Source organism: Microcoleus sp. D3_18a_C4, assembly GCF_036702415.1.
In the GTDB taxonomy this organism is placed as follows: Bacteria; Cyanobacteriota; Cyanobacteriia; order Cyanobacteriales; family Microcoleaceae; genus Microcoleus.
The window spans coordinates 6,110-28,767 of record NZ_JAUBTI010000048.1 but is presented as its reverse complement, the minus strand read 5'-3'; the positions used below and the strand labels follow the sequence as shown (position 1 = coordinate 28,767).

The window sequence follows — 22,658 nt, the reverse complement described above, 5'->3', positions numbered from 1 at the left end:
ACTGCGGAACATTAAAACCCCATTCCTGTAGGGGCGGGTTTTACCAACCATAATTGCCTAAAACAAAAAATCTCATAAACCCGCCCAACCCAACAAACAATCATCACCTACATCTTAACATTCAATACAAATTTCAGGTTGATGTGGATTATTGGTGGGGTGGGGGCGGGTTTATCTAGATTGTTGGTAATCGTTATATATTATTCGTAAAACCCGCCCCTACCACGCTATGCGATCGACTTTACAAAACTTCAATCAAAGGTTATTAGTTGTGTGGGGACGGGTTTATGAGATTGTGCGTGTGCGTCGAATATTATTGGTAAAACCCGCCCCCACAAGGTAAATAAATCAACCTTGCAAAACTTCAATTAAAGCATCGCCCATCGCCCGACAGCCGACGAGTTTCATGCCTTCCGACATGATATCGCCAGTGCGATAACCTCGATCCAAAACTTCGACAACGGCTTGCTCGATTTTATTAGCAGCTTCCGGTTGATTTAAGGCGTAGCGCAGCATCATTGCCGCGCTTAAAACTTGGGCGATGGGATTTGCTTTATCTTGTCCCGCGATGTCGGGTGCGGAACCGTGCACGGGTTCAAAAACTCCCGGCCCGCTTGCTCCCAAACTAGCAGAAGGCAGCATCCCAATACTACCAGTTAACATCGCCGCCGCATCGGAAAGAATGTCGCCGAATAAATTGCCGGTGACAATTGTATCGAACTGTTTCGGCCAGCGAATTAACTGCATGGCTGCGTTGTCAACATAGAAGTGAGAAAGTTCGACATCAGGGTATTCTGAAGAAAGGGCAATAATACGATCGCGCCACAGTTGCGAAACATCCAAAACATTCGCTTTATCAACGGAACACAGCCTTTTCCCCCGCTTCCTGGCCGTCTCAAAAGCCACTCGCCCGATTCTGTCAATTTCCGACTCGGTGTAAGCCATCGTATTGACACCGCGTTTTTCGCCTGTTTCCGTCTCAAAAATGCCTTTCGGTTTGCCGAAGTAAATGCCGCCTGTGAGTTCGCGGATGACCATAATATCCACGCCTTCGACAACTTCCCGTTTCAAACTAGAAGCATCAACCAATTGCGGTAAAATAGTCGCAGGACGCAAATTTGCAAATAATCCTAATCCGGCGCGCAGTCCTAATAATCCTGTTTCCGGGCGCTGTTCGCGGGGCAAATTATCCCACTTGTAACCGCCAATGGCTGCTAACAATACTGCATCGCAGTGGCGGCATTTTTCCAGTGTTTCTTCTGGCAGCGGATTGCCTGTTGCATCAATAGCAGCGCCGCCCATTAAAGCTTCTTGAAATTCAAAGCCGATGTCCAATTGTTGACCGACAAGTTTCAGGACATCTACCGCCACAGCGATAATTTCAGGGCCGATGCCGTCTCCTGGTAAAAGAGTGATGCGGTAGTTTTGAGTCATATCGATTTTGGAGTTTTGATTTGAGATTTGAGATTGAGAGTTAATGGGAATTCTTTGAAAATGCAAGACATTCTCACAAGGTTATAATCATATCAGGATAAGCAACCTCAGAATTTATTATGACATTCCCGACTTACCCGCCTGCTCAAGCTGAACCGCCTCTTGACCCCCGGCAGAGTTTGCCAACAATGTATGATTTACCTAGCGAAGACCCAAAGGAGCCCGGTTTGCCAGATACATTTCATTTAGATCAGCCGCAACTCTTGGAATTCACGTTTTTGCCGCCGGGATGGGATGCGGAACAAGTCTTTACAGCCAGCGACCTAAATTTGTATTACGATGCAACACAACCGCGCTGGCATAAACGCCCGGATTGGTTTGCTGCGGTGGGTGTGCCAAGGCTTTATCAAGGGCGCGATATGCGTTTGAGTTATGTAGTGTGGCAAGAACGGGTAAATCCGTTTGTGGTGGTGGAATTGCTATCGCCGGGCACTGAAGATGAAGATTTAGGGCGGACTGTTCAGCAAGCTGGGGAACCGCCGACTAAGTGGCAAGTTTATGAACAAATTTTGCGGATTCCTTACTATTTTGTGTTCAGTCGCTACACGGATGAATTGCGAGCTTTTCATCTTGTAGGAGGCCACTATGAACCTGCAGAATTAATTGATGGGCAGTTATTTATTCCTGAGTTGCAGTTGAGTTTAGGTTGGTGGCAAGGCACTTATAAGAGTATGAATCGGTTGTGGTTGCGCTGGTTTACGGCCCAAGGAGGGTTGATTTTAAGTCCGGGGGAAAGGGCGACGGCGGCGGAACGGCAACTGATAGAATCTCAACAGCAAGTAATTGAAGCTCAACAGCAACTCATAGAATCTCAACAGCGAGAGGAAAGACTAGCGGCGCGGTTGCGGGAGTTAGGCATCGATCCGGAACAGTTGGTTTAACTCATATGTTGCACCATTATCAATTAGCCTTTTATGAACAGGCAAGATGCCTGTTCCACAAAATATAAATTTTCTTGTGGAACAGGCCGGACAGCCTGTTGCTGAAAATGGTGCAAGATATCAGTTTAATAGTTCTCGCACCCAGGCCTGGTGAAACCCCTTTTCAACTCCTCGAATCCGCGCAACAGGAGTGAAATAAGATAAAAATAGTTCGATCGCACGCACGTACAAAAAAATCGGCAAGGAGTCGCACCAGTGGCAGAGGGCGAAGGCATACCAACATCAGAAGAGATTGATTCTAGGGACTATTCTTGGGCCTTTTGGCCAGTTGTCCCCCTCTATCCCTACAGCAAGCGGCGCACCATCCGCAAGGAAATAGTCAAGGATACAATCTGGACTTTTGACCAACTACAAGGCATTTTCTACGTAGTCGTCCCGATTCGGATGACGGTAATTAAACTAGAACCCGAAGGCCTTCTCGTATACGCCCCCGTTGCACCGACTCCTGAGTGCATCCGCTTGGTAAAAGAGTTAGTAGCAGAGCACGGCGAGGTTAAGTACATCCTGCTGACAACGGTTTCGGGCATCGAGCACAAAGTTTTTGTCGGCCCCTTTGCGAGGTGTTTTCCCGAAGCGCAGGTGTTTGTCGCCCCGCAGCAGTGGAGTTTCCCGGTGAATTTGCCGCTGAGTTGGCTGGGTTTGCCCGCGAAACGCACCTCTGTACTGCCCTTTGACAGCAGCAACACGCCGTTAGCCGATCAATTTGACTGGGCAATTCTCGGCCCCCTCGACCTCGGTTTGGGCAGATTTGCTGAAGTTGCGTTATTTCACAGACGATCGCGCACACTGATGTTAACAGATTCCATAGTTTCCATTCCCGAAAATCCGCCCGCGATCGTCCAACTCGACTCGTACCCGCTGCTGTTTCACGCCAAAGACAGCGCCTCGGACACGGTGGCAGACACCCACGAAAATCGGCGCAAAGGGTGGCAGAGAATCGCCTTATTTGCCATGTATTTTACGCCTAGCGTGCTGGAAGTGCCGCCGTGGTCGGAGGTATTTGCCAGCGCACGCAAAGCGCCAGAACGCTCTAGAAAAGCTTATTTCGGGTTGTATCCGTTCAAGTGGAAAACACATTGGGAGCGATCTTTTGAGGCTTTGCGGGGAGGGGGGCGGTTGTTTGTCGCGCCGATTTTGCAGACTTTGATTCTCAACCGCGCGCCGAGGGAAACTCTCGATTGGGTGGATCAAGTGGCGAGTTGGGACTTTGAAAAAATTGTACCTTGTCACTTCGATGGTGCGATCGACTCCCGGCCGCGTGAATTTCGGCAAGCATTCTCGTTTCTGGAAAAACACTCGCCTGTTAATTCCTTACCCGAAGACGATTTTAAATTGCTCAGGCAGATTGATGCGGGTTTGAATAAAACAGGTTTGGTTCCGCCTGCGAAAGACAAGGTTTAATCTTACATCTTGCACCTTTGTTCAGAACAGGCAAGATGCCTGTTCCACAAGAAAATTGAGTTTGGTGGAACGGGCATCTTGCCCGTTGCTAAACAGCTAATTGAGAAAGGTTTAATCTTACATCTTGCACCATTGTTAAGAACAGGCAAGATGCCTGTTCCACAAAGAATGAATTTCTTTCTTGTGGAACGGGCAAGATGCCCGTTCCTAAACAGGTAATTAAGAATAGTGCAACATCTCAGTTTAATTTTACATCTTGCACCATTTTCAAGAACAGGCAAGATGCCTGTTCCACAAAACTCAATTTTCTTGTGGAACGGGCATCTTGCCCGTTGCTAAACAGGTAATTGAGAATAGTGCAACATCTCTGTTCACTCAGATATCTCTAGGGACACAGCAATACCGTGCCCTTACCTTTCGCACTTAAACTCATCAAACTTCACCACTTCCGACTCCGGTTTCCGCGTATCAAAATAGTAGCTGCTAACCGTACCCTCCCCCGTATCAAAAATAGTAAAAGCCGTAATATCATTACTATCAATATATGGCAGCGGCCGCCCGTCTTCTGCCAACAAAGGCGCAACAGTCGGCACCACAGGTTCCAATCCGTTCGGGTCTCCAATAGCGCTGTAATCTTCCCGATATGCCGGCGGCACAAATCGGCGCTTTTCCCCCACAAAAGCACCGTAACTGTTGCCCACATTAGAACTCTCCAAAAAGTGCATTCCGCTGGAACTTACAAACCGATTCCACAAGTGCGAATGTCCGTAAAATACCAACTGCACCCCCGCTGTTTCTAGTAGCGGCACTACATCCCGAATCAGATAATCTTGCTGTTTCGGATACTCGTAACGCACCATTTTAATCTCGCCATCGAGAGCGCGATCGACTATTTGCACTGGATCGGTATAAGCAGGTACAATATTGTCACCCAGAGAATGCGGCGGGTAGTGAAACATCACAATTTTATATTTTGCCTGCTGGAATTCCGCACTCTTTAACTCTTGTTGCAGCCAATTATATTGAGCGCTGCCCTTGACAATCGGCTCAAAAATATGCTGTCCGGATCCCCATTTTTCGGGATTATTAAAATCTCCGTCTCGTTCCCGATACCTGCCTCTGGCACGCGGATCTAAATTCGGAGTCCGCCAGATATTCGCCACGTACAAAGTCACTAACCGCACGTCCCCAAAAGTCACAGCATAGTAATTTTTGCCTCCAGGTAAATTGAAAATTTCGTCATAGGTATCGCTATTAAAACTATTGTTTTTCAGCCATATTTCCCGCACTGAAGAGTCATTACTAGGATTCAAAGAGGCAGCACGTTGAGCGTATATTTTCTCCGCAGCGGCGCGGGGAAAAGGATCGTTAAATTGGTCATCGAGTTTGCTGTTGGTTGCAAAGCGACCCATGATTTCGTGATTGCCAATGGCGGGAAATAAAGGCGCGTGTTGGATCAGTTCGCCGCCGCTGTAAACGGTTTTGATGCCGTTTTTGTCGAGTTCGGAAAATGCGCGACCTTGCAGCGCGGGAAAGAATGCCCGGCCTCGGTAGTCGTCAAACCATTCCGAAGCGCGATCGGGTATATTAATTAAATCCCCTGCCATAAAAACCGCGTCAACTCTCCCCATTGTTTCGGCTACTTTCTGGAGATTTGCTGCTGTCATAGGCATCAATTGATGGTCGGAAGTGAGGAGAATTTTGAGCGGCATTCCTGCTGCTGGTGTCGGAGAAAGAGTGAAAACTTTGCTGCTGACAGATGCGCCGTCTTTCCTTTGGCTGGTGACTCGATAAGGAATGCGAGCACCGGGCATTAAATTGGAGACTTCTGCTTCGTGGCGCCAGATGTCGCGGACAATTGGATTGCTGTCAATGATGCTTTGTTTAATTTCATCGGAAATGCGCGAGTCTTTGTCTTCGCGACTGCGGCTTAGCTTGGTAGTATTTGCCGTCACAACTTGATTCAAATTTTCGCCGTAAGCAACAGTATTGCGAGTACCAGAAAACTCGGTAAACCAGACAACTCGCACCGAGTTTGCTGTTGGGACTTGCAAAAACGGATCGGTTAAAAGCTGAGGTTTGTTAAGATAAGATTGCATAAGGAAACCTAGCAAGAGGACAATCAAAATCAAAACAGCAAAAAACCAGGGATTGCGAGAATAACCTTTGGGATTTCCTACTTGGTTGGGCAATGGTGTTAACATAATTCATTAGTCATTAGTTTGTAAGGGCGGGTTGCACCAGCCAAACAGAACTCCCCACCCCAATACATATAAACCCGCGACACCCACTTTAAATTTTAAACTACCCAGGTTATCAACAAGTTAAGAAATTAGTAGAATATCTCACATCTAACAAACCTCAACTATTTTTTCACATCTTCCAATCTCTCCATTCTCTTTCTCTGCGCCCTCTGCGCCCTCTGTGGTTCATTAAAAAAATTCTCAAAAATGATTGAGACTTGCGATATAACATTCTTAACACCCTTCCTTCCATCTAAAATCTAAAATCTAAAATCTAAAATCCCATGACTCGCCACATTCTCAAGGCTAACTGCAAAACCGTACACTTGGGCGGTTTTTCTCCGAAGCTCGAACCTGCTTTAACTGTCGATTCGGGCGATCGCATCGATATCGAAACCTATTCAGGATATTATGTTGCTGACAAAGCGCCGCCGGAATTTCTCACCCCCGAATTTTTAGATATTTGTCAGAATTTGCCTCCCAACCGCAAAGTTGGGCCGGGGCCCCACTTGCTGACAGGCCCGATTTATGTTAACAACGCCGAACCAGGAGACGTTTTAGAAATTCACATTGAGGATGTTTACCCCAGTTTACCAGTAGGATTTAATGCAATTCGCGCGGGATGGGGAGCTTTACCGGAGTATTTTCCCGACCCTAAATTGCGGTTTATTCCGCTAGATTTAGAGCAAAACATTGCTGAATTTCCCCCAGGTAGCCGCCTTGGGATTCCCCTGCATCCTTTTTTTGGAATTATCGGCGTTGCCAATGCAGAAATCAACCGTTCTTCTATTCCTCCAGAGCGCTACGGCGGCAATATGGACAATCAGGAACTCCAACCAGGAACGCGGTTATTTTTACCGGTTTTTATGCGGGGCGGTTTACTGTCCATCGGCGACGGACATTCGGCACAAGGAGATGGTGAAGTTGACGGTACGGCCATTGAAACTTCGATGAAGGGGACTATTCAAATCATCTTACGCAAGGATTTATTTCTGATATTTCCGTTTGCGGAAACGCCCACTCATATTGTGATTATGGGATTTGGTAGAACATTAGATGAAGCGTTTGAGATGGCGGTAAAACAGACGGTTTATTGGCTGCAAAAGTTTGCAGGTTTCCAAGAGGAAGATGCTTATGTTTTCTGTTCGCTTGCGGTTAATTTTCGGATTACGCAGGCTGTCAACAATCCTCAAAAAGGAGTTCACGGAATGATGCCCAAGTGTATTTTACCAGAGGTGAAAATTATTGGTCACGGAGTGTGAGCGAGCATAATAACACGCGATCGACCAAAAAATTAGGATCGCGATCGCACACAATACACAAATTTGTCACTGCTGTGGTCGATCGGGATCGCGATCGTGTTGACAATTAAGCTTAAAATGGAAAAGTTACCAGTTCTACCTAAATCGAGCTCAACATGAAAAACCAGACTGACGATGTTGCCAAAAAAGATTTAGTCGATCGAGCTTTTGGGAATGCAGCAATACCAGATCCGACAGCGTGGGTGCACGAACATTATTTTCTGGCTAATTTCGCCGATACTCTGGCCCTCATCCAAGAACATATGTCTGATGACAGTTGCGAAATCGGCGAGAATGGTGACTCTGGAGAGGGAATCTTATCGATCGATGCCAAAATTAGAGATATGTTGAGAGCTACTTTTAGCGACGACGGCTGGCAATATGTCGAAAGTTTATTGTGAGTTTGGTAAAATCCATAAGTATTTGTACGTTCATAACTTGAGAGCGTAAGTTATACCAGTTTAAAAAAAGAATCCAACTTTAGGCCGATGATCTAAACCATTAGATCGTGAGTTATTCCCAATTCTTTAATCTCAAATCTCAAATCTCCAATAATATTAGTTTCCTCCCCCAACACAGACTCGCAACTGGGAGTAGCTGCGTGCATTTCCTACCCCCATTTGAAGTAAATTTGAGGTATGGTGATGTAGGATACTTTAGATGGGGGGGAAATTACTGTCGCTAGGAATTTCGATCGATCGCAAAAAAGCCGCACTTTCTTCGGGCAAAGCAGTATTGATAAACATCCCGCTGCCCAACTCAAACCCAGCTTGCTTGGTGACTCTGGGAATAATGGCGATATACCAGTGAAAGTATTTTGTTCCCCCTTCGGCGATCGGCACCGATCGAATATTATAGTTGTAATCGGGATTGTTCAATCCGTAATAAAGCTTAGCCAGTACAGTTTTCAAAGTATCAGCAAGATCGGTAATTTCCGCATCAGTAATTTCATCAAACGAAGAGGAATGCCGACGCGGAAAAATCCAAGTGTGAAAGGGTGAAAGTGCAGCGTAAGGGATAAAAGCCACAAAATGTTCACTCTCACAAATCACTCTTTCCTTCGCCGCTAATTCATCTTCCAAAGTCCGACAAAACAGACATTCTCCGGTGTCGTCAAAATATCTAATAGCTTCGTCGATGCGGCTGCGAAATTGGCTGGGTACAACGGGCGTCGCTGCTATCTGCGAGTGGGGGTGTTCGAGAGAAGTTCCGGCAGTTTCCCCGTGATTTTTGAAGATAATAATTGTTTCAATGTGGGGATTTTTTCTAATTTCTACATAGCGCTGGCGGTATACTAAAAGTATGTTTGCAACTTCTTCAACACTCAACAAAGCTGTTGTCAAATCGTGTCGCGGATGTTCGACAATTACTTCGTGAACGCCGATTCCCGCCATCGTGCGGTGAATTCCCGATGATATCCTCATCCATTCTGCTGTCGGGGAGAGGGCGGGATATTTGTTGCGAATTGCCCTGACTTTCCAGCCAGTGCGTGAAGCGAAGCTATCCCGTAGGGAATCGCCCAAACGGCAAGTTTCTAAGGTTCCGTCTTCTTCATTTCCCACGCAAAACGGGCAATCGGCGCGGTGCGGTGGCACTACTATTTGGCACTTTTTTTTGTTAGCGAATTGATCCGGTCTTGTCGCCCGTTCGGTGGCGATGATTACCCAATCTCTGGTAATTAAATTTTGTCTAAGTTCAGACACTTTTTTACCTTCAGTTGCAGGGTTTAACCGTTGATCATTGTATAGAATAATTTGTATTCTGTCACTAGCTCTTACATTTTTTTAACAAATCTTGATTTCTAAATGTTCCACCAGTTCCCAACAGAAGTTAACAACAGTTGGCATCGACGATAGAGGGCGATTAGGACTAAACTGGTACAGAATATCTGTCTCGGCAGTACGGGTAAGCACAGATTTTAACCGCAGAGATTAAGCCAACTGCAACTGCACATTCTGCAACTTGCAAATAGCTTTCAACACTTGCGCCAACAAGAGCGATCGCTCTCGGTCAATCAAATTCAATTCCGGTAAAATCTGATAAGTGCAAGGATTGCCCCGCGTCAGATACACAAACTGATAGTTACGTCCATTCGTCGTCAATCCCCAAACAGACGATTGCTGCTGCAAACTTTTATAAGCATAAGTCAGCAATTGCGGCAAACCGGCCCAAGGATCGATCGCACTATTTTTCGCCTCGACTACCAAAATCCAAAACTGTGCCGCCGCGAGCTCTGCCTCCGGCTGATTTACGGCTAAGATATCCAACCGCCCTTTAATTAAAGTATCCCCATCCTCAACCTCGATCGGGATGCTATCTTCCATTGTCAGCCCCACAGGAACTTTAAAAAATCCCGTTAATCTCATTAACGGTGAAAGTGACAAAAACTTAACCAATTCTTCAGAAACCTTTCCCACTTCTAGATAGCGCCAAAAGTCATTGCTGATTTGCAATAATTCCTGCTGTTCAAAATCCGTCAGAGGTTCCAGAGAGAAAAAATCAGTAAAACCTCCTCCTGTTTGTCTTTCCAGTTTGAGAAGGCGGCGAACGTCATTTAGCGAGAGTTGGCTTGCTTCTAAATTTTGGGTCATGGCTTTAGTGCGATCGGCTTATCCAGTTAACCATATTATATGGTGCAATAAAATGTTAGATCGTTCCTGTTTACGCCAACTGCAACTGCACGTTCTGTAACTTGCAAATCGCTTTCAAAACTTGCGCCAACAAGAGCGCTCGCTCTCTGTCAATCAAATTCAATTCTGGTAAAATCTGATAAGTGCAAGGATTCCCCCGCGTCACCCGCACAAACCGATAACTTTCGCCATTCGTAGTCAATCCCCAAACGGACGATTGCTGCTGCAAACTCTTATAAGCATAAGTCAGCAATTGTGGTAAACCGGCCAAAGGGGCGATCGCACTATTTTTCGCCTCCACTACCAAAATCCAAAACTGCGCCGCCCCTATCTCCGCATCCGGCTGATTTACTGCTAAAATATCCAACCGCCCCTTAATTAAAGTATCTCCATCCTTAACCTCAATGGGTATACTATCCTCCATTGTCAGCACGATCGGAATATCAAAAAATCCTGTTAATCTCATCAAAGGTGAAAGCACTAAAAACTTAACGAGTTCTTCTGAAACTTTTCCTGCGGATAAGTAGCGTCGAAAGTCAGTTCTAAGTTTTAATAGTTCCTGCTGTTCTGATTCTGTCAGCAGTTCCAGAGAGAAAAAATCACTGAAGCCCTCTCCTTCTAACTCTTGGAGTTTGAGAAGGCGGCGAACGTCATTTAGCGAGAGTTGGCTTGCTTCCAAATTTTGTGTCATGGCTTTAGTGCGATCGGCGATTAATGTCAATTATAAAAGCATTACCATCAGATTTGTTATGATATAATCATACTAGATATCGCTCCTGTAAATCGGGTAGATTGTATGAAAGCAATTAAAGTGATGGCAACGATCGACGATCGAGGACAATTGTGCGTTGGTGAACCGCTCAAGTTATATCGCAACAGCCGAGCAGAAGTAATTGTGCTGGTTCCCGAAGTAACAGAAATCAATAAAGAGAAGCAATCTCATGAAGCCAACCACCAAACCACGCAACTAGAAGACTACTTTAACTTCCTCAGACCAGATGATATTCGGCTCAAAGGTTCTCGCATTGGCATCGAAACCATTCTCTATGAATACCTGTTTCGCGCTCGAACTGCCGAAGAAATCGCTAACATTTATACATCGCTCACCCTGGAACAAGTTTATGCGACCATTTTGTACTACCTGCACAACAAAGAAGCAGTCGGTCAGTACATAACCGAATGGCTGGAGTGGGGAGAAAAAATGCGAGAAGAACAACGTCGCAATCCTCGTCCAGTATATGAAAAAATCCGCAAACTGAGAGCAGAAAGAGATGCAAGGAGAAAGGCTGATGCCAATCCAGTATCTCTTTGATGAAAATGTCGATCCTGCGTATGTCAATCAAATTCGCAGACGCAATCCCGATATGGTTGTTCAAGCAGTGGGAGAACTAACAGCACCTTCCAAAGGAACTCTCGATCCAGAAATTCTTATTTGGTGCGAAATCCACAATTTCATTCTTGTTACCAACAACCGTCGGTCTATGCCAGTTCATTTAACAGATCATCTAGAACAAAATCGCCATATTCCTGGAATATTCATCCTAAATTCCAAGCTGAGTATTGGTCAAAATATTGACGAACTGATTTTGATTTATGAAGAATCGTTTGATGATGAGTACCAAGATAAAATTGAGCATTTACCGCTACCCTAATTTCTAATACAGTCCCAACATTTACAAATTTCCCCAAAGTCTTAAGGAAAATAAACATACTTTTGCTCCAACTTATGCAAACAATAGTTAAAAAGACTAACCGAAGTTAAAGTTAAAAGCAATGTCGCAAGATACCATCGAATCAATTCTGCATGAAAAACGCCTATTTCAGCCGCCCGCTGAATTCTCCCAAAAAGCTCACATCAAAAGCCTAGAAGAGTACCAAGCCCTCTACGACAAAGCCAAAGCTGACCCCCAAGCCTTCTGGGCAGAACTCGCCACCCAAGAATTGCACTGGTTCCAAAACTGGGATACCGTGCTCGACTGGCAACCGCCTGTTGCTAAATGGTTTGTCAATGGCAAAATTAACATTTCCTACAATTGTCTCGATCGCCACTTAACCACTTGGCGCAAAAATAAAGCCGCCCTGATTTGGGAAGGCGAACCCGGAGACTCGCGCACCCTCACCTACGCGCAACTCCACCGCGAAGTCTGCCAAATGGCGAACGTCATCAAACAATTGGGAGTCCAAAAGGGCGATCGCGTCGGCATTTATATGCCGATGATTCCCGAAGCTGCGATCGCCATGCTAGCCTGCGCCAGAATCGGTGCAGTACACAGCGTTGTTTTTGGCGGTTTTAGTGCAGAAGCTTTGCGCGATCGACTTAACGACGGCCAAGCAAAACTCGTCATCACCGCTGACGGTGGCTTCCGCAAAGATGCTGCAGTCGGCCTCAAAACACAAGTAGACAAAGCATTAGCAAATAATGCCACACCAAGCGTTACCAACGTTCTCGTAGTTCAGCGCACCAAACAGAAAATTGACATGGAACCAGGGCGCGATCATTGGTGGCACGATTTACAAAAAGGTGCCTCGGCAAATTGTCCCGCCGAACCGATGGACAGCGAAGATATGCTGTTCGTACTCTACACCAGTGGCAGTACCGGCAAACCGAAAGGAGTCGTCCATACAACCGGTGGTTATAACCTTTATACCCACATGACAACCAAGTGGATATTCGACCTCCAAGATACCGATGTTTACTGGTGTACTGCTGATGTCGGCTGGATTACTGGACACAGTTATATTGTCTACGGGCCGCTGTCCAACGGTGCGACAACTTTAATGTATGAAGGTGCTCCTCGCCCTTCAAATCCTGGCTGTTTTTGGGATGTAATTGAAAAATACGGCGTCACCGTTTTCTATACTGCACCCACTGCGATCAGAACATTCATGAAAATGGGCGAACACTTGCCGAATGCCAGAGATTTGTCATCTTTACGATTGTTAGGAACCGTCGGCGAACCGATTAACCCTGAAGCTTGGATGTGGTATCAACGAGTAATTGGCAAGTCGAATTGTCCGATCGTCGATACTTGGTGGCAAACAGAAACCGGCGGAATTATGATTACCGCTTTGCCCGGTGCAATTCCTACAAAACCCGGTTCTGCAACCCTACCGTTCCCCGGAATTGTGGTCGATGTTGTTGACCAAGATGGCGAACCAGTCACTAACGAAAGTGGCGGTTATTTAGTGGTGAAACATCCTTGGCCGGGAATGATGCGGACACTTTACAACGATGCCGATCGTTTTCGCCGCACTTATTGGGAATATTTGCACCCGAAAGATGGCGAATTCGTGTACTTTGCTGGAGACGGCGCGCACAAGGACAAAGACGGTTATTTCTGGGTAATGGGCCGCGTTGACGATGTAATTAATGTGGCCGGACACCGACTCGGCACAATGGAAGTCGAGTCAGCTTTGGTATCGCATCCAGCGGTGGCGGAAGCTGCGGTTGTTGGTAAACCGGATGAGATTAAAGGTGAGGAAATTGTGGCTTTTGTCACGCTGGACAACTCGCAGCAACCTAGCGATGAATTGGCTAAGGAATTGAAGCAGCACGTTGTTAAGGAAATTGGGGCGATCGCCCGTCCCGGCGAAATTCGATTTACTGATGCTTTGCCGAAAACTCGAAGCGGTAAAATTATGCGGCGTTTGCTGCGTTCTTTAGCTGCGGGACAAGAGGTTTCTGGGGATACTTCGACTTTGGAAGACCGGACGGTTTTGGATAAGTTGCGGGGAGGTGCGTAGGGGGATTTTTTAACCGCAGATGTAGGCAAATTAACGCGGATGAACGCAGATATAATCTTATCTGCGTTCGTCTGGTTTAATTGTTAGCTATAACTGAGATGTTGCACTATTCTCAAGAACGGGCAAGATGCCCGTTCCACAAGAAAATTCACTCTTTGTGGAACGGGCATCTTGCCCGTTCCTAAACAGGTAATTGAGAATGGTGCAAGATATCAGCTATAATGGAAGTGGCAAAACTACATAACTTTCTGCGGTGTCATTCTCAATAAGAGTGGTAAGTCATACCGCTGTATTTGTGAACGGGAGATAGAGGAATGAGTCAGATATGGACTGAAGAGCAAATCAGACAAATAATCCCAGATATTGATTCACAGTTAGACGACAGCGATATTCCAACGGTGATTATTAAGGGTGAAGGTAGCAGTATTTTTCTCCAGTTTGAGAACCGTCGCGAGATTGAATTTTTGATTGCCCAATTATCTAACCTACTTATTCATCACGAGGAATTAGATATGGGAGTTACTGTTAAGGGGTATGTGACAACATTTGGTGAGTATAGCTCTCAATAGGCTGCAACACTACTTCTGAAAGAAATTTGTGATGCGATCGCCCGCATACTACAGTTAGGCGATCGCTCTTTTGTTATCCAAGATTCATTGATCGACCAAAAACAGCTTATTTGCCGCGCCACAGATGAACGGCATCGGCGTTAATTTCCGACCTTACCTGTAGCCAATCCTCTAACAAGTAGTCATCATCAACTGCTTCAGAATGCTGTTCGTCTTTGAGAATTGCTAAGACGTGAACTCCTGACGGATAGTTGACATGGCGGATTTCTGGGTCATATCCCAAGTCTTGAATTTTTGCTAAAATGCGATCGACTGCACCGGCAACAGTCAGATCGACGGCAAGAATAATTTGACCGAGTTTAGCACCCGGTTTTACACATTCTAGAACAGCCATTATTCTTTCTCCTTGTAGTTGCGGTTTAAGATAATTGCATCATAATTTGCTATTATATAACCGTGAAGTCTTATATTGCTCGTGTTGTTCTATGCCCGCTTTAGACCTCTACCACAATACAGTTAAAAAATCTCTCCTCAATGATGGGTGGATAATTACTCACGATCCTCTCCATCTGAAATGGGGGAAAAAAGATATGTATGTGGATCTGGGAGCAAAACAGGTGCTCGCAGCGGAACGAGGAGAACAGAAAATTGCTGTGGAAGTCAAAAGCTTTGTCAGCGATTCAGAAATGCAGGACTTGAGAGAGGCGATCGGACAATTTACTATTTATCGATCTGTGCTTCAGAGAACTTATCCAGAACATACGCTGTATCTGGCTGTTCGCGATATCACCTATGAATCTCTATTTGAAGAACCGATCGGTCAATTAATGATTGAAGATGAAAAGCTCAAGCTGATTGTATTCGACCCAAATCAAGAGGCGATTGTAAAATGGATACTTTAGCTAACTTTAGAACCACCATTAAAACAGTTCTCGAACCTTACACAAAAATTCCTTACTCTCATGGCGATATAATTTGTAAAGCCGTGTTTGATGAAAAATCTGATTGTTACCTGCTAGTTACTTTAGGCTGGGATAAAGCCAAACGAATTCACGGCTGTTTGGTTCATATAGATATTATTGATGATAAGATTTGGGTACAGCGAGATGAGACAGAATACGGCGTGACGAAAGAACTTGTAGCTGCTGGAATTTCCAAGGATTCCATTGTTTTAGGTTTTCATCCCGCAGATGTCAGACCTCATACAGGTTATGCAGTTGTGTAGTTAATGAATTATTTGGCTCATCTATTCTTATCAAAAGGCACGCCAGAATCCCTGATAGGCAACCTCCTCGGAGATTTTGTCAAAGGTTCGGCTGTCAACCTTTATCCCGATGAAATTAGAAAAGGCATCGATTTGCACCGCAAAGTAGATAGCTACACGGACTCTCACCCAATAGTGCGATCGAGTAAAAGCCTTGTTTGCGCCGATAGACGCAGGTTTGCTGGAGTTTTGATTGACGTGTTTTACGACCACTTCTTGGCTAAAAATTGGCTGGAATATTCAGAAATTCCGCTCCGGGATTTTTCTCAGGATGTCTATAAAATCCTGCAAGACAACCGCGATATATTACCTGACTCTCTCCAGCGGGTACTGCCCACAATAATTGCCCGCGACTTGCTTTCATCTTATCAGGACATCGCCGAAATCGGCATCACTCTTACAAGAATGTCGGCCCGAATCAAGCGGACAAATAACTTGGCAAGCGGCATAGAAGATTTGACAGCTAACTATCAGCGCTTAGAATCAGATTTTCGGGATTTTTTCCCCGACTTGATAAAATACGCCACACTTGACAAATATTAATACAAACAACAAAAATTACAGTTGCTAGTGATAACGAACTCGTGTATAATCCAAGCGATACCTGCATGAAATCTCAAATGCAACAGGTTTCAAAATATGGCAACCAGAATTCCGAACCTGCAAATAACTAAAGTAGTTGATGGCGACAGCATCAAAATTTCTCTCAACGGCAAAACCGAGTCTCTGCGGCTGATTTGCGTCGATACAGAAGAAAGTCATCCGGGAGGCTCCAAACCTGTAACTGCGGCGGGGAAAGCAGGTACGGAAATGGCTAAAAAATACTTCGCCACAGCAGATGGCGGACTTGCTCAAATTGACATAGAATTTGATACAGACGATTCGGTTGAAGTGGCTCTACAAAAACACCGCGACAACTACGGGCGTCTCCTCTGTTACGTACATAAAGATGGAGAAAATTACAATCTTAAACTGATTGAAGAAGGCTGGAGTCCCTACTTCGTCAAATACGGGCGCTCCAGATTATATCACCGACAAATGACTGAGGCAGAATCGGCAGCAAAAGCTTACAATCTGATGATTTGGAATCCGATTATCAATGCCAAAATCCCCTCTCGCAACTATGCTAATTTACTGCCTTGGTGGTCGATGCGAGGCTCGATTGTTGAAGAGTTTCGGTTGTCGGAAGCAACAGCAGGAGCGCTTTCTTTGAGGTTGCACTACCCGAAAATATTAGCTGCTTCTGAGAAAGCTCAATCTCTTACTATTTTCTGCGATTTGGAGGCTGGGATTAATAAATGGATCGGCGGCAGCGCTCTAATTTATGCTGGTTCTGTGTATCATAAATTAGATTTGTGGATACCAGATGCTGAAACTGATGAGATGGCTCCATTGAAGCGGCTAATTGAGAAACGTTATGCGGGTGTGGGACGGGGATATGTGTATGTCAGTGGGAAGGTAGAACAGTACAAAGGGAAGCCTCAAATAGTTTTGAAGGATATCAAACAACTTTCAGATTTTCCCCCACCAAATTGAATCTTACATGAATTTAATTAAAAAAATTGCAGGACAAATGGAACGATGAAGACTGTTCTCCGGGGAACGCGATTTAATTTTGAGCGATTCCCTACCGCAACGGGCTGGCTTAACGAACGGGATAGCTGGGCTTCACGCATTTTTTAAAATTTAATTAGCATTATAGACCTCTTGCAAAAGTCCTTTTCATAAATTTATTGGACGGGCTCTTCGGCCCATCCCACACGAAAAAATAACTCTTGTGGGATGGGCCGAAGAGCCCGTCCTAGTTATTTGTGCAAGAGGTCTTATGGTTGACCATCCAAAATTATTGTATTTTTTTTATTAGGCTAAATCAATTCATACTATAATACTATCATCGCAAATCTGTAGCTGCCAATAGCTGCGACATCCATTCAAACTCCAGAGACTTAAAAGCTATGTGCCAATTACTGGGAATGAACTGCAATGTTCCAACAGATATTTGCTTTTCTTTTGAGGGTTTTTCTGCAAGAGGGGGCAAAACCGACGTTCATCAAGACGGTTGGGGAATTGCTTTCTTTGAAGGTTTGGGATGTCGCCTTTTTATAGACTCTAAACCTGCGATTGTTTCTCCGGTTGCTGAAGTAGTGCGCCGCTATCCCATTCATTCAACTAACGTCATTGCTCACATCCGCAAAGCTACTCAAGGCGAAATTGCTTTGGAAAACTGCCACCCTTTTATTCGGGAACTTTGGGGGCGCTATTGGGTGTTTGCTCACAATGGAAATCTGGAAAATTTTAATCCAGAACGTGCCGGATTTTACAAGCCGGTTGGCAAAACTGACAGCGAAAAAGCTTTTTGTTTGATATTAGAAAAGCTGCGCTCCACTTTTCCTCAAAGCAAGCCTGCTGTCACGGATATTTACCCGGTACTGGAGGAAATTACTAAAACTTTGGCAGAGTACGGAATTTTTAATTATTTACTTTCTGATGGAGAACACTTGTTCGCACACTGTTCTACTAATCTGCATTATATTGTGCGACAAGCACCTTTTGCTAGCGCTCACTCGATCGACGAAGATGTAACAGTCGATTTTCGGGAATTGACCCACGAGGACGATCGCGTGGCTGTTATTGCCACTTTTCCGCTGACTGATAACGAAGTTTGGACGCAAATTCAGCCGGGAGAATTGCTGGTATTTCAGGATGGTTTGCCGATCCATTATGGGCTGCTAGAGTTAATTTAACGAGATTTAAACAGAGATGTTGCACCATTGTCAATAAGCTTTTTAGGAACAGGCTTTCCGGCCTGTTCCACAAGAAAATCTACTCTTTGTGGAACAGGCATCTTGCCTGTTATTGAGAATGGTGCAAGATGTGAGTTTAAACAAATTTAAAGCCTAAACAGAGCACCGAACCTGCTAAATGACTAGCTTTGCAGCTTGATTTATGAAGCCAGATTGGCCATTGCTTGACAGCGGCTAAGCCTTCTGAAAAACTGCCGACAGCGGAAACTTGGGGGCGATCGCCCACTAGCCTGTTTGATTGATGTATCCGCACCCTTTTGAAGCCCTAACTGCTGCTAAATCTTCATTAAATGAGCCGGGGTTGCACAATTTGATGATGATTCTTGTGGGGTGTCCCGCCTTCAGTGAAAATACACCTGACTGGCTACGATATCCCATCCCACAAAACAATCAAAATCATCCCCCAACTATCCAACGGCTTCTACTTTCCCCGAACTGACAACAGAGGGATTAATTCGGTTGAATAGCCGCTAAAATTTGTCCTGCTGTCACTGTTTGTCCCTTTTCACAAAACAATTGGGCGACAGTGCCGGCAACATCAGCAGTAATAGCAATTTCCATTTTCATCGCTTCCAAAATTAACAGCCGATCGCCCTCAGCAACCGCATCTCCCACATTAACCAGCACCTGCCAAACATTAGCCGAAACGTGAGCGACAACAGCCTCACAGCCGATCGGCAAAGTAACCTCCGCCGCCGTTTCCGAACCCACATCCGCCGAGGATTCTGCGGCAGCTTCAGCGTCAAATTCCCCGGAAGCGGCCCAGCGATCGCGCTCTGCATTAAATGCGGCCTGCTGCTGCGCTTTAAACTCAGCCGCACTGCCCGCAATAGAATGCAAAAACTCATTGTATTCTCTCAAATTAAAAGTGATTTCCTCAACCTTTAATTTAAACTTCCCTTCAATAAATTCTTCCCGACAGCGGTGCAATTCCTCATGAGAAACCGGATAAAATCGGATTTGGTCAAAAAAGCGTAAAAGCCAAGGTTTACCAGACTGGAAATCCGCCGTTTGTTTGAACCGATTCCACATTTGCACCGTGCGGCCGACAAATTGATAACCTCCGGGCCCTTCCATCCCGTAAACGCACAAATACGCGCCGCCAATACCAACTGCATTTTCAGGAGTCCAAGTGCGGGCGGGATTGTATTTAGTAGTAACCAAACGGTGGCGCGGATCGAGGGGAGTTGCGACAGGCGCGCCTAAATAAACGTCTCCCAAACCCATCACTAAATAGCTAGCATTAAATACAATTTCTCTGACTTGTTCGATGCTGTCAAGCCCGTTTATGCGGCGAATAAACTCAATATTACTGGGACACCAAGGTGCATCCGATCGCACAGACTGCATATATTTTTCAATGGCCAACAGCGTCGATTCATCTTCCCAAGATAAAGGCAAGTGCACAATTCGCGCCGGCACTTCCAAATCCTCGATCGCCGGAAGTTCCGCCTCCGCTGCAATCAGCGCCTGCATTAGCTGCTGTTGCGAAATCTGGCGGCCCTCAAAGTGAATTTGGAGCGATCGCATTCCCGGCACTAATTCGATAACACCCGGCAACGGATTTGCTTTCAACTGTTCCATCAATGCGTGCGCCCGAAAACGCAAATTTAAATCCAGCACCAATGGGCCGTATTCAACTAGAATATATTTATCCCCAGCTTGACGGTAAGTAACAGCAACCTGTCCCGGAGATTCGGGAATTTCGTGCAAAATTGGAGAAGCGGGAACTGCGGGCAATTCCTCCGCATTTTCCCCAAAAACAGGCAAACTAAAAGTAGCAATTTGCCTATTTTGTGCTATTTCCCGCTGCAAAGCTTCCGCAAAACTCAAACAGTGAAAGCGAATGCTGTCCCCCGGTTTCAGTTGCCCGATTTTCCACAATTCCGACTGCACAATAGTAGCAGGACACACAAAACCTCCCAAACTCGGGCCGTCAAGACCGAGAATTACAGGCATATCGCCCGTAAAGTCGATCGTGCCGATCGCATAAGCATTATCGTGAATGTTAGACGGGTGCAAACCCGCTTCTCCTCCGTCTTGACGCGCCCAAGTCGGCTTCGGGCCGATCAGCCGAATGCCCGTCCGCGTCGAGTTATAATGCACCTGCCATTCTGTAGAGAAAAACATTTCAATGTCTGACTCAGTAAAGAAATCCGGCGCGCCGTGAGGCCCGTACAAAACACCAATTTCCCAATTATTACTGTAGGTGGGAATGAGTTCGAGAGGCAAAGATATTTCCGCTTCCAGAGTTGCCGTTTGATTGAGTTTTAACACATCTCCCGGACGCAGCGTGCGGCCCGCGTGTCCGCCAAATTTGCCCAGTACAAAAGTTGATTTGCTGCCCAAATAATCGGGGACATTAAAGCCGTGTTTGACTGCTAAATAAGTGCGGTAGCCGCCGCCTTGAATGGCTTTTAACTTGAGAATGCTGCCAGCTTTTACGGGAATTGCTGTCCAAAACGGCACCGATTCGCCGTTTAGCGTTCCCTTCATAGTTGCACCAGTTAAACTAATAACTGTATCAGCATTAAAGCGCAGAGTTGGGCCTGTGGCTGTGAATTCCAATCCTGCTGTCGATTCGGGATTTCCTACTAAACGATTTGCCGATCGAAATGCCAGATGATCCATCGGCCCTGAAGGCGGCACGCCCACATCCCAATAGCCAATCCGCCCCGGATAATCTTGAATGCTGCTGTAGGTTCCCCCATCCAATACATCGATCGTTAAAGGTGCGTATTCAAAAGAGTTTAAAAAGCGCGTGCTCAGTTCGCCCCGGCTGAATCGGGAATCGTCCAAAATCTGGCGGAGGTAATCTAAATTAGTTTCAATTCCCGCTATTTCACTGGCATCTAAAGCAGCTTTTAGTTTTACGATCGCCTGCGTTCGATTATCCCCGCAAACGATTACTTTGGCTAGCAGCGGATCGTAAAAAGGAGTAACCTCGGTTCCGGTTTCTATCCAACTGTCGCAGCGGACGTTTTCGGGAAACGCAACTTGATTCAGCAACCCGGAACTCGGCTGAAAATTCTTAGCAGCATCTTCCGCATAAATTCGCACCTCAATTGAGTGTCCCTGCGGCCGATAGCGGTACTCTTCCAGGGGGAACAAATCCCCCGAAGCCTGTTTTACCATCCACTCAACGAGGTCGATGTTGTTGACAGCTTCAGTAACGCCGTGTTCGACTTGCAAGCGCGTGTTGACTTCCAAAAAATAAAACTGTTTCGCCTCGACATCAAACACAAATTCAACAGTACCGGCTGACTGGTAATTTACCGCTTTTCCCAGCCGCACTGCTGCACTGTACAACTGATTTCGCTGTTCGTCGGTAATAGCAGGGGCGGGGGTTTCTTCAATTACTTTTTGATTTCGTCGCTGTACCGAACAATCTCGCTCGCCCAAGGCTATGACATTGCCTTTGCCATCTCCAAAGATTTGGACTTCAATGTGCCTAGCTGTTTGAATATATTTCTCTAAAAAAACGCCGCTTTGTTTAAAATTGCTTTGACTCAAACGCTGTACTTTTTCAAATGCTTCTGCCAAATCTCGATCGCCAAAACAAGCCTGCAAACCAATGCCGCCGCCGCCTGCGGTACTTTTGAGCATTACCGGATAGCCGATCGCCCCAGCCGCTTTTTGGGCATCCTCCAAACTTGCTAAAAGTGCGCTTCCGGGAGTTAGCGGCACTTGATTTGCAGCGGCTATTTCCCGCGCGGTGTGCTTCAATCCAAAGCAGCGCAACTGAGTCGGAGTCGGGCCGATAAATGCAATATTTTCGCTGGCACAAGCTTCGGCAAATTCAGCATTTTCGCTCAAAAATCCGTAACCCGGATGAATAGCTTGAGCTTTTGTTTGGCGCGCAACTTCAAGAATGCGATCGAACCGCAAATAACTCTCGGCTGCGGCGGCTGCACCGATACAAACGGCTTCGCTGGCGGCAAAAACGTGCGAGGCGCGGGCGTCGGCTTCAGAATATACTGCTACTGAAGCAATTCCGAGGCGATCGAGGGTGCGGATAATTCGGCAGGCTATTTCACCGCGATTTGCAATCAAAACTTTGTTAAACATTTAGGGAATTGCTGATTGGTATCTAGTTACATCTTGTACTAGCCTGAAGAACAGGCAAGATGCCTGTTCCACAAACATTAATTTTTGTTGTGGGGTGGGCTTCTAGCCCGCCCTAAAACTATCCTGAAGAACAGGCAAGATGCCTGTTCCACAAACATTAATTTTTGTTGTGGGGTGGGCTTCTAGCCCGCCCTAAAAC

The 22,658-nt window shown here is 45.8% G+C and carries 20 protein-coding genes; 13 read left to right on the top strand and 7 right to left on the bottom strand.

The annotated features are described in order from the left end of the window. Positions 1–348 precede the first annotated feature (348 nt). Positions 349–1,434, bottom strand: a complete 1,086-nt coding sequence (gene leuB / locus QUB16_RS20045) for a 3-isopropylmalate dehydrogenase (protein ID WP_333318763.1) — start codon at positions 1,432–1,434, stop codon at positions 349–351. Between the two features lie 119 nt (positions 1,435–1,553). Between leuB and QUB16_RS20040 the strand changes: the two genes are divergently transcribed. Both QUB16_RS20040 and QUB16_RS20035 read left to right on the top strand, forming a co-directional pair. Further along, positions 1,554–2,375, top strand: coding sequence for a Uma2 family endonuclease (locus QUB16_RS20040; protein ID WP_333318761.1), 822 nt, complete (start codon positions 1,554–1,556; stop codon positions 2,373–2,375). 255 nt (positions 2,376–2,630) lie between these two features. Then, positions 2,631–3,836: a DUF4336 domain-containing protein gene (locus QUB16_RS20035; protein ID WP_333318759.1), complete on the top strand. Its 1,206-nt coding sequence runs from the start codon at positions 2,631–2,633 to the stop codon at positions 3,834–3,836. A 410-nt stretch (positions 3,837–4,246) separates the two neighbouring features. Here QUB16_RS20035 and QUB16_RS20030 read toward each other — a convergent pair whose 3' ends face one another. After that, a complete protein-coding gene (locus QUB16_RS20030; protein ID WP_333318757.1) occupies positions 4,247–6,040 on the bottom strand; it encodes a metallophosphoesterase family protein in 1,794 nt (597 codons plus the stop codon). Between the two features lie 323 nt (positions 6,041–6,363). Here QUB16_RS20030 and QUB16_RS20025 point away from each other — a divergent pair, with 323 nt between their 5' ends. Both QUB16_RS20025 and QUB16_RS20020 read left to right on the top strand, forming a co-directional pair. After that, a complete protein-coding gene (locus tag QUB16_RS20025) occupies positions 6,364–7,341 on the top strand; it encodes an acetamidase/formamidase family protein (RefSeq protein ID WP_333318756.1) in 978 nt (325 codons plus the stop codon). Positions 7,342–7,496: 155 nt separating this feature from the next. Then, the gene (locus tag QUB16_RS20020; RefSeq protein WP_333318754.1) at positions 7,497–7,781 is read left to right on the top strand and encodes a hypothetical protein; all 285 of its coding nucleotides are present in this window, start codon (positions 7,497–7,499) and stop codon (positions 7,779–7,781) included. A gap of 255 nt (positions 7,782–8,036) precedes the next feature. Here QUB16_RS20020 and galT read toward each other — a convergent pair whose 3' ends face one another. The 3 genes from galT to QUB16_RS20005 form a co-directional block, all read right to left on the bottom strand. Next, a complete protein-coding gene (gene galT / locus QUB16_RS20015; RefSeq protein WP_333318752.1) occupies positions 8,037–9,083 on the bottom strand; it encodes a galactose-1-phosphate uridylyltransferase in 1,047 nt (348 codons plus the stop codon). A gap of 228 nt (positions 9,084–9,311) precedes the next feature. Next, a complete protein-coding gene (locus QUB16_RS20010) occupies positions 9,312–9,971 on the bottom strand; it encodes a restriction endonuclease subunit R (RefSeq protein ID WP_333318750.1) in 660 nt (219 codons plus the stop codon). A 70-nt stretch (positions 9,972–10,041) separates the two neighbouring features. Further along, on the bottom strand, positions 10,042–10,701 hold the full coding sequence (locus QUB16_RS20005) for a restriction endonuclease subunit R (protein WP_333318748.1): 660 nt from the start codon (positions 10,699–10,701) through the stop codon (positions 10,042–10,044). A gap of 105 nt (positions 10,702–10,806) precedes the next feature. Here QUB16_RS20005 and QUB16_RS20000 point away from each other — a divergent pair, with 105 nt between their 5' ends. From QUB16_RS20000 to QUB16_RS19985, 4 genes are all read left to right on the top strand, one after another. Next, entirely contained in the window at positions 10,807–11,322 is a 516-nt protein-coding gene (locus QUB16_RS20000; RefSeq protein ID WP_445251144.1) for a DUF433 domain-containing protein, read from the top strand. After that, complete coding sequence (locus tag QUB16_RS19995) at positions 11,300–11,662, top strand: DUF5615 family PIN-like protein (RefSeq protein WP_333318746.1); 363 nt, start codon at positions 11,300–11,302, stop codon at positions 11,660–11,662. The genes QUB16_RS20000 and QUB16_RS19995 overlap by 23 nt, the downstream gene beginning before the upstream one ends. Positions 11,663–11,783: 121 nt before the next feature. After that, on the top strand, positions 11,784–13,754 hold the full coding sequence (gene acs / locus QUB16_RS19990) for an acetate--CoA ligase (protein ID WP_333318744.1): 1,971 nt from the start codon (positions 11,784–11,786) through the stop codon (positions 13,752–13,754). Between the two features lie 314 nt (positions 13,755–14,068). After that, the gene (locus tag QUB16_RS19985; protein WP_333318743.1) at positions 14,069–14,323 is read left to right on the top strand and encodes a hypothetical protein; all 255 of its coding nucleotides are present in this window, start codon (positions 14,069–14,071) and stop codon (positions 14,321–14,323) included. A gap of 106 nt (positions 14,324–14,429) precedes the next feature. On the opposite strand, the gene QUB16_RS19980 is transcribed toward QUB16_RS19985, so the two are convergent. Continuing rightward, positions 14,430–14,717, bottom strand: coding sequence for a hypothetical protein (locus QUB16_RS19980; protein ID WP_096828764.1), 288 nt, complete (start codon positions 14,715–14,717; stop codon positions 14,430–14,432). A 91-nt stretch (positions 14,718–14,808) separates the two neighbouring features. Between QUB16_RS19980 and QUB16_RS19975 the strand changes: the two genes are divergently transcribed. The 5 genes from QUB16_RS19975 to QUB16_RS19955 all read left to right on the top strand — a co-directional run bounded on the left by QUB16_RS19975 (position 14,809) and on the right by QUB16_RS19955 (position 18,331). Continuing rightward, positions 14,809–15,225, top strand: a complete 417-nt coding sequence (locus QUB16_RS19975; RefSeq protein ID WP_333053641.1) for an element excision factor XisH family protein — start codon at positions 14,809–14,811, stop codon at positions 15,223–15,225. Then, positions 15,213–15,548 carry a XisI protein gene (locus QUB16_RS19970; protein ID WP_190740648.1) on the top strand — a complete coding sequence of 112 codons (336 nt, stop codon included), beginning with the start codon at positions 15,213–15,215 and terminating at the stop codon, positions 15,546–15,548. Before QUB16_RS19975 ends, QUB16_RS19970 begins: the two co-directional genes overlap by 13 nt. Positions 15,549–15,551: 3 nt before the next feature. Continuing rightward, positions 15,552–16,130: an ACP phosphodiesterase gene (locus tag QUB16_RS19965; protein ID WP_333318740.1), complete on the top strand. Its 579-nt coding sequence runs from the start codon at positions 15,552–15,554 to the stop codon at positions 16,128–16,130. 96 nt (positions 16,131–16,226) lie between these two features. Further along, positions 16,227–17,123 carry a thermonuclease family protein gene (locus QUB16_RS19960; RefSeq protein WP_333318739.1) on the top strand — a complete coding sequence of 299 codons (897 nt, stop codon included), beginning with the start codon at positions 16,227–16,229 and terminating at the stop codon, positions 17,121–17,123. 419 nt (positions 17,124–17,542) lie between these two features. Then, complete coding sequence (locus tag QUB16_RS19955) at positions 17,543–18,331, top strand: class II glutamine amidotransferase (protein WP_333318737.1); 789 nt, start codon at positions 17,543–17,545, stop codon at positions 18,329–18,331. Positions 18,332–18,841: 510 nt separating this feature from the next. Here the strand turns inward: QUB16_RS19955 and uca are convergent. Continuing rightward, positions 18,842–22,459, bottom strand: coding sequence for an urea carboxylase (gene uca / locus QUB16_RS19950; protein WP_333318736.1), 3,618 nt, complete (start codon positions 22,457–22,459; stop codon positions 18,842–18,844). Positions 22,460–22,658: the final 199 nt, after the last annotated feature.

Excerpts from the sequence above, each read along its gene's own strand:
- QUB16_RS19970 (WP_190740648.1), top strand. The coding sequence starts at position 15,213 with ATGGATACTTTAGCTAACTTTAGAACCACCATTAAAACAGTTCTCGAA.
- QUB16_RS20040 (WP_333318761.1), top strand. The coding sequence starts at position 1,554 with ATGACATTCCCGACTTACCCGCCTGCTCAAGCTGAACCGCCTCTTGAC.
- QUB16_RS20005 (WP_333318748.1), bottom strand. The coding sequence starts at position 10,701 with ATGACACAAAATTTGGAAGCAAGCCAACTCTCGCTAAATGACGTTCGC.
- acs (WP_333318744.1), top strand. The coding sequence starts at position 11,784 with ATGTCGCAAGATACCATCGAATCAATTCTGCATGAAAAACGCCTATTT.
- QUB16_RS20020 (WP_333318754.1), top strand. The coding sequence starts at position 7,497 with ATGAAAAACCAGACTGACGATGTTGCCAAAAAAGATTTAGTCGATCGA.
- QUB16_RS19955 (WP_333318737.1), top strand. The coding sequence starts at position 17,543 with ATGTGCCAATTACTGGGAATGAACTGCAATGTTCCAACAGATATTTGC.
- QUB16_RS19980 (WP_096828764.1), bottom strand. The coding sequence starts at position 14,717 with ATGGCTGTTCTAGAATGTGTAAAACCGGGTGCTAAACTCGGTCAAATT.
- QUB16_RS19975 (WP_333053641.1), top strand. The coding sequence starts at position 14,809 with ATGCCCGCTTTAGACCTCTACCACAATACAGTTAAAAAATCTCTCCTC.
- QUB16_RS19985 (WP_333318743.1), top strand. The coding sequence starts at position 14,069 with ATGAGTCAGATATGGACTGAAGAGCAAATCAGACAAATAATCCCAGAT.
- leuB (WP_333318763.1), bottom strand. The coding sequence starts at position 1,434 with ATGACTCAAAACTACCGCATCACTCTTTTACCAGGAGACGGCATCGGC.
- QUB16_RS19960 (WP_333318739.1), top strand. The coding sequence starts at position 16,227 with ATGGCAACCAGAATTCCGAACCTGCAAATAACTAAAGTAGTTGATGGC.
- QUB16_RS20030 (WP_333318757.1), bottom strand. The coding sequence starts at position 6,040 with ATGTTAACACCATTGCCCAACCAAGTAGGAAATCCCAAAGGTTATTCT.
- QUB16_RS19965 (WP_333318740.1), top strand. The coding sequence starts at position 15,552 with ATGAATTATTTGGCTCATCTATTCTTATCAAAAGGCACGCCAGAATCC.
- QUB16_RS19995 (WP_333318746.1), top strand. The coding sequence starts at position 11,300 with ATGCCAATCCAGTATCTCTTTGATGAAAATGTCGATCCTGCGTATGTC.
- QUB16_RS20000 (WP_445251144.1), top strand. The coding sequence starts at position 10,807 with ATGAAAGCAATTAAAGTGATGGCAACGATCGACGATCGAGGACAATTG.
- QUB16_RS20010 (WP_333318750.1), bottom strand. The coding sequence starts at position 9,971 with ATGACCCAAAATTTAGAAGCAAGCCAACTCTCGCTAAATGACGTTCGC.
- uca (WP_333318736.1), bottom strand. The coding sequence starts at position 22,459 with ATGTTTAACAAAGTTTTGATTGCAAATCGCGGTGAAATAGCCTGCCGA.
- QUB16_RS20025 (WP_333318756.1), top strand. The coding sequence starts at position 6,364 with ATGACTCGCCACATTCTCAAGGCTAACTGCAAAACCGTACACTTGGGC.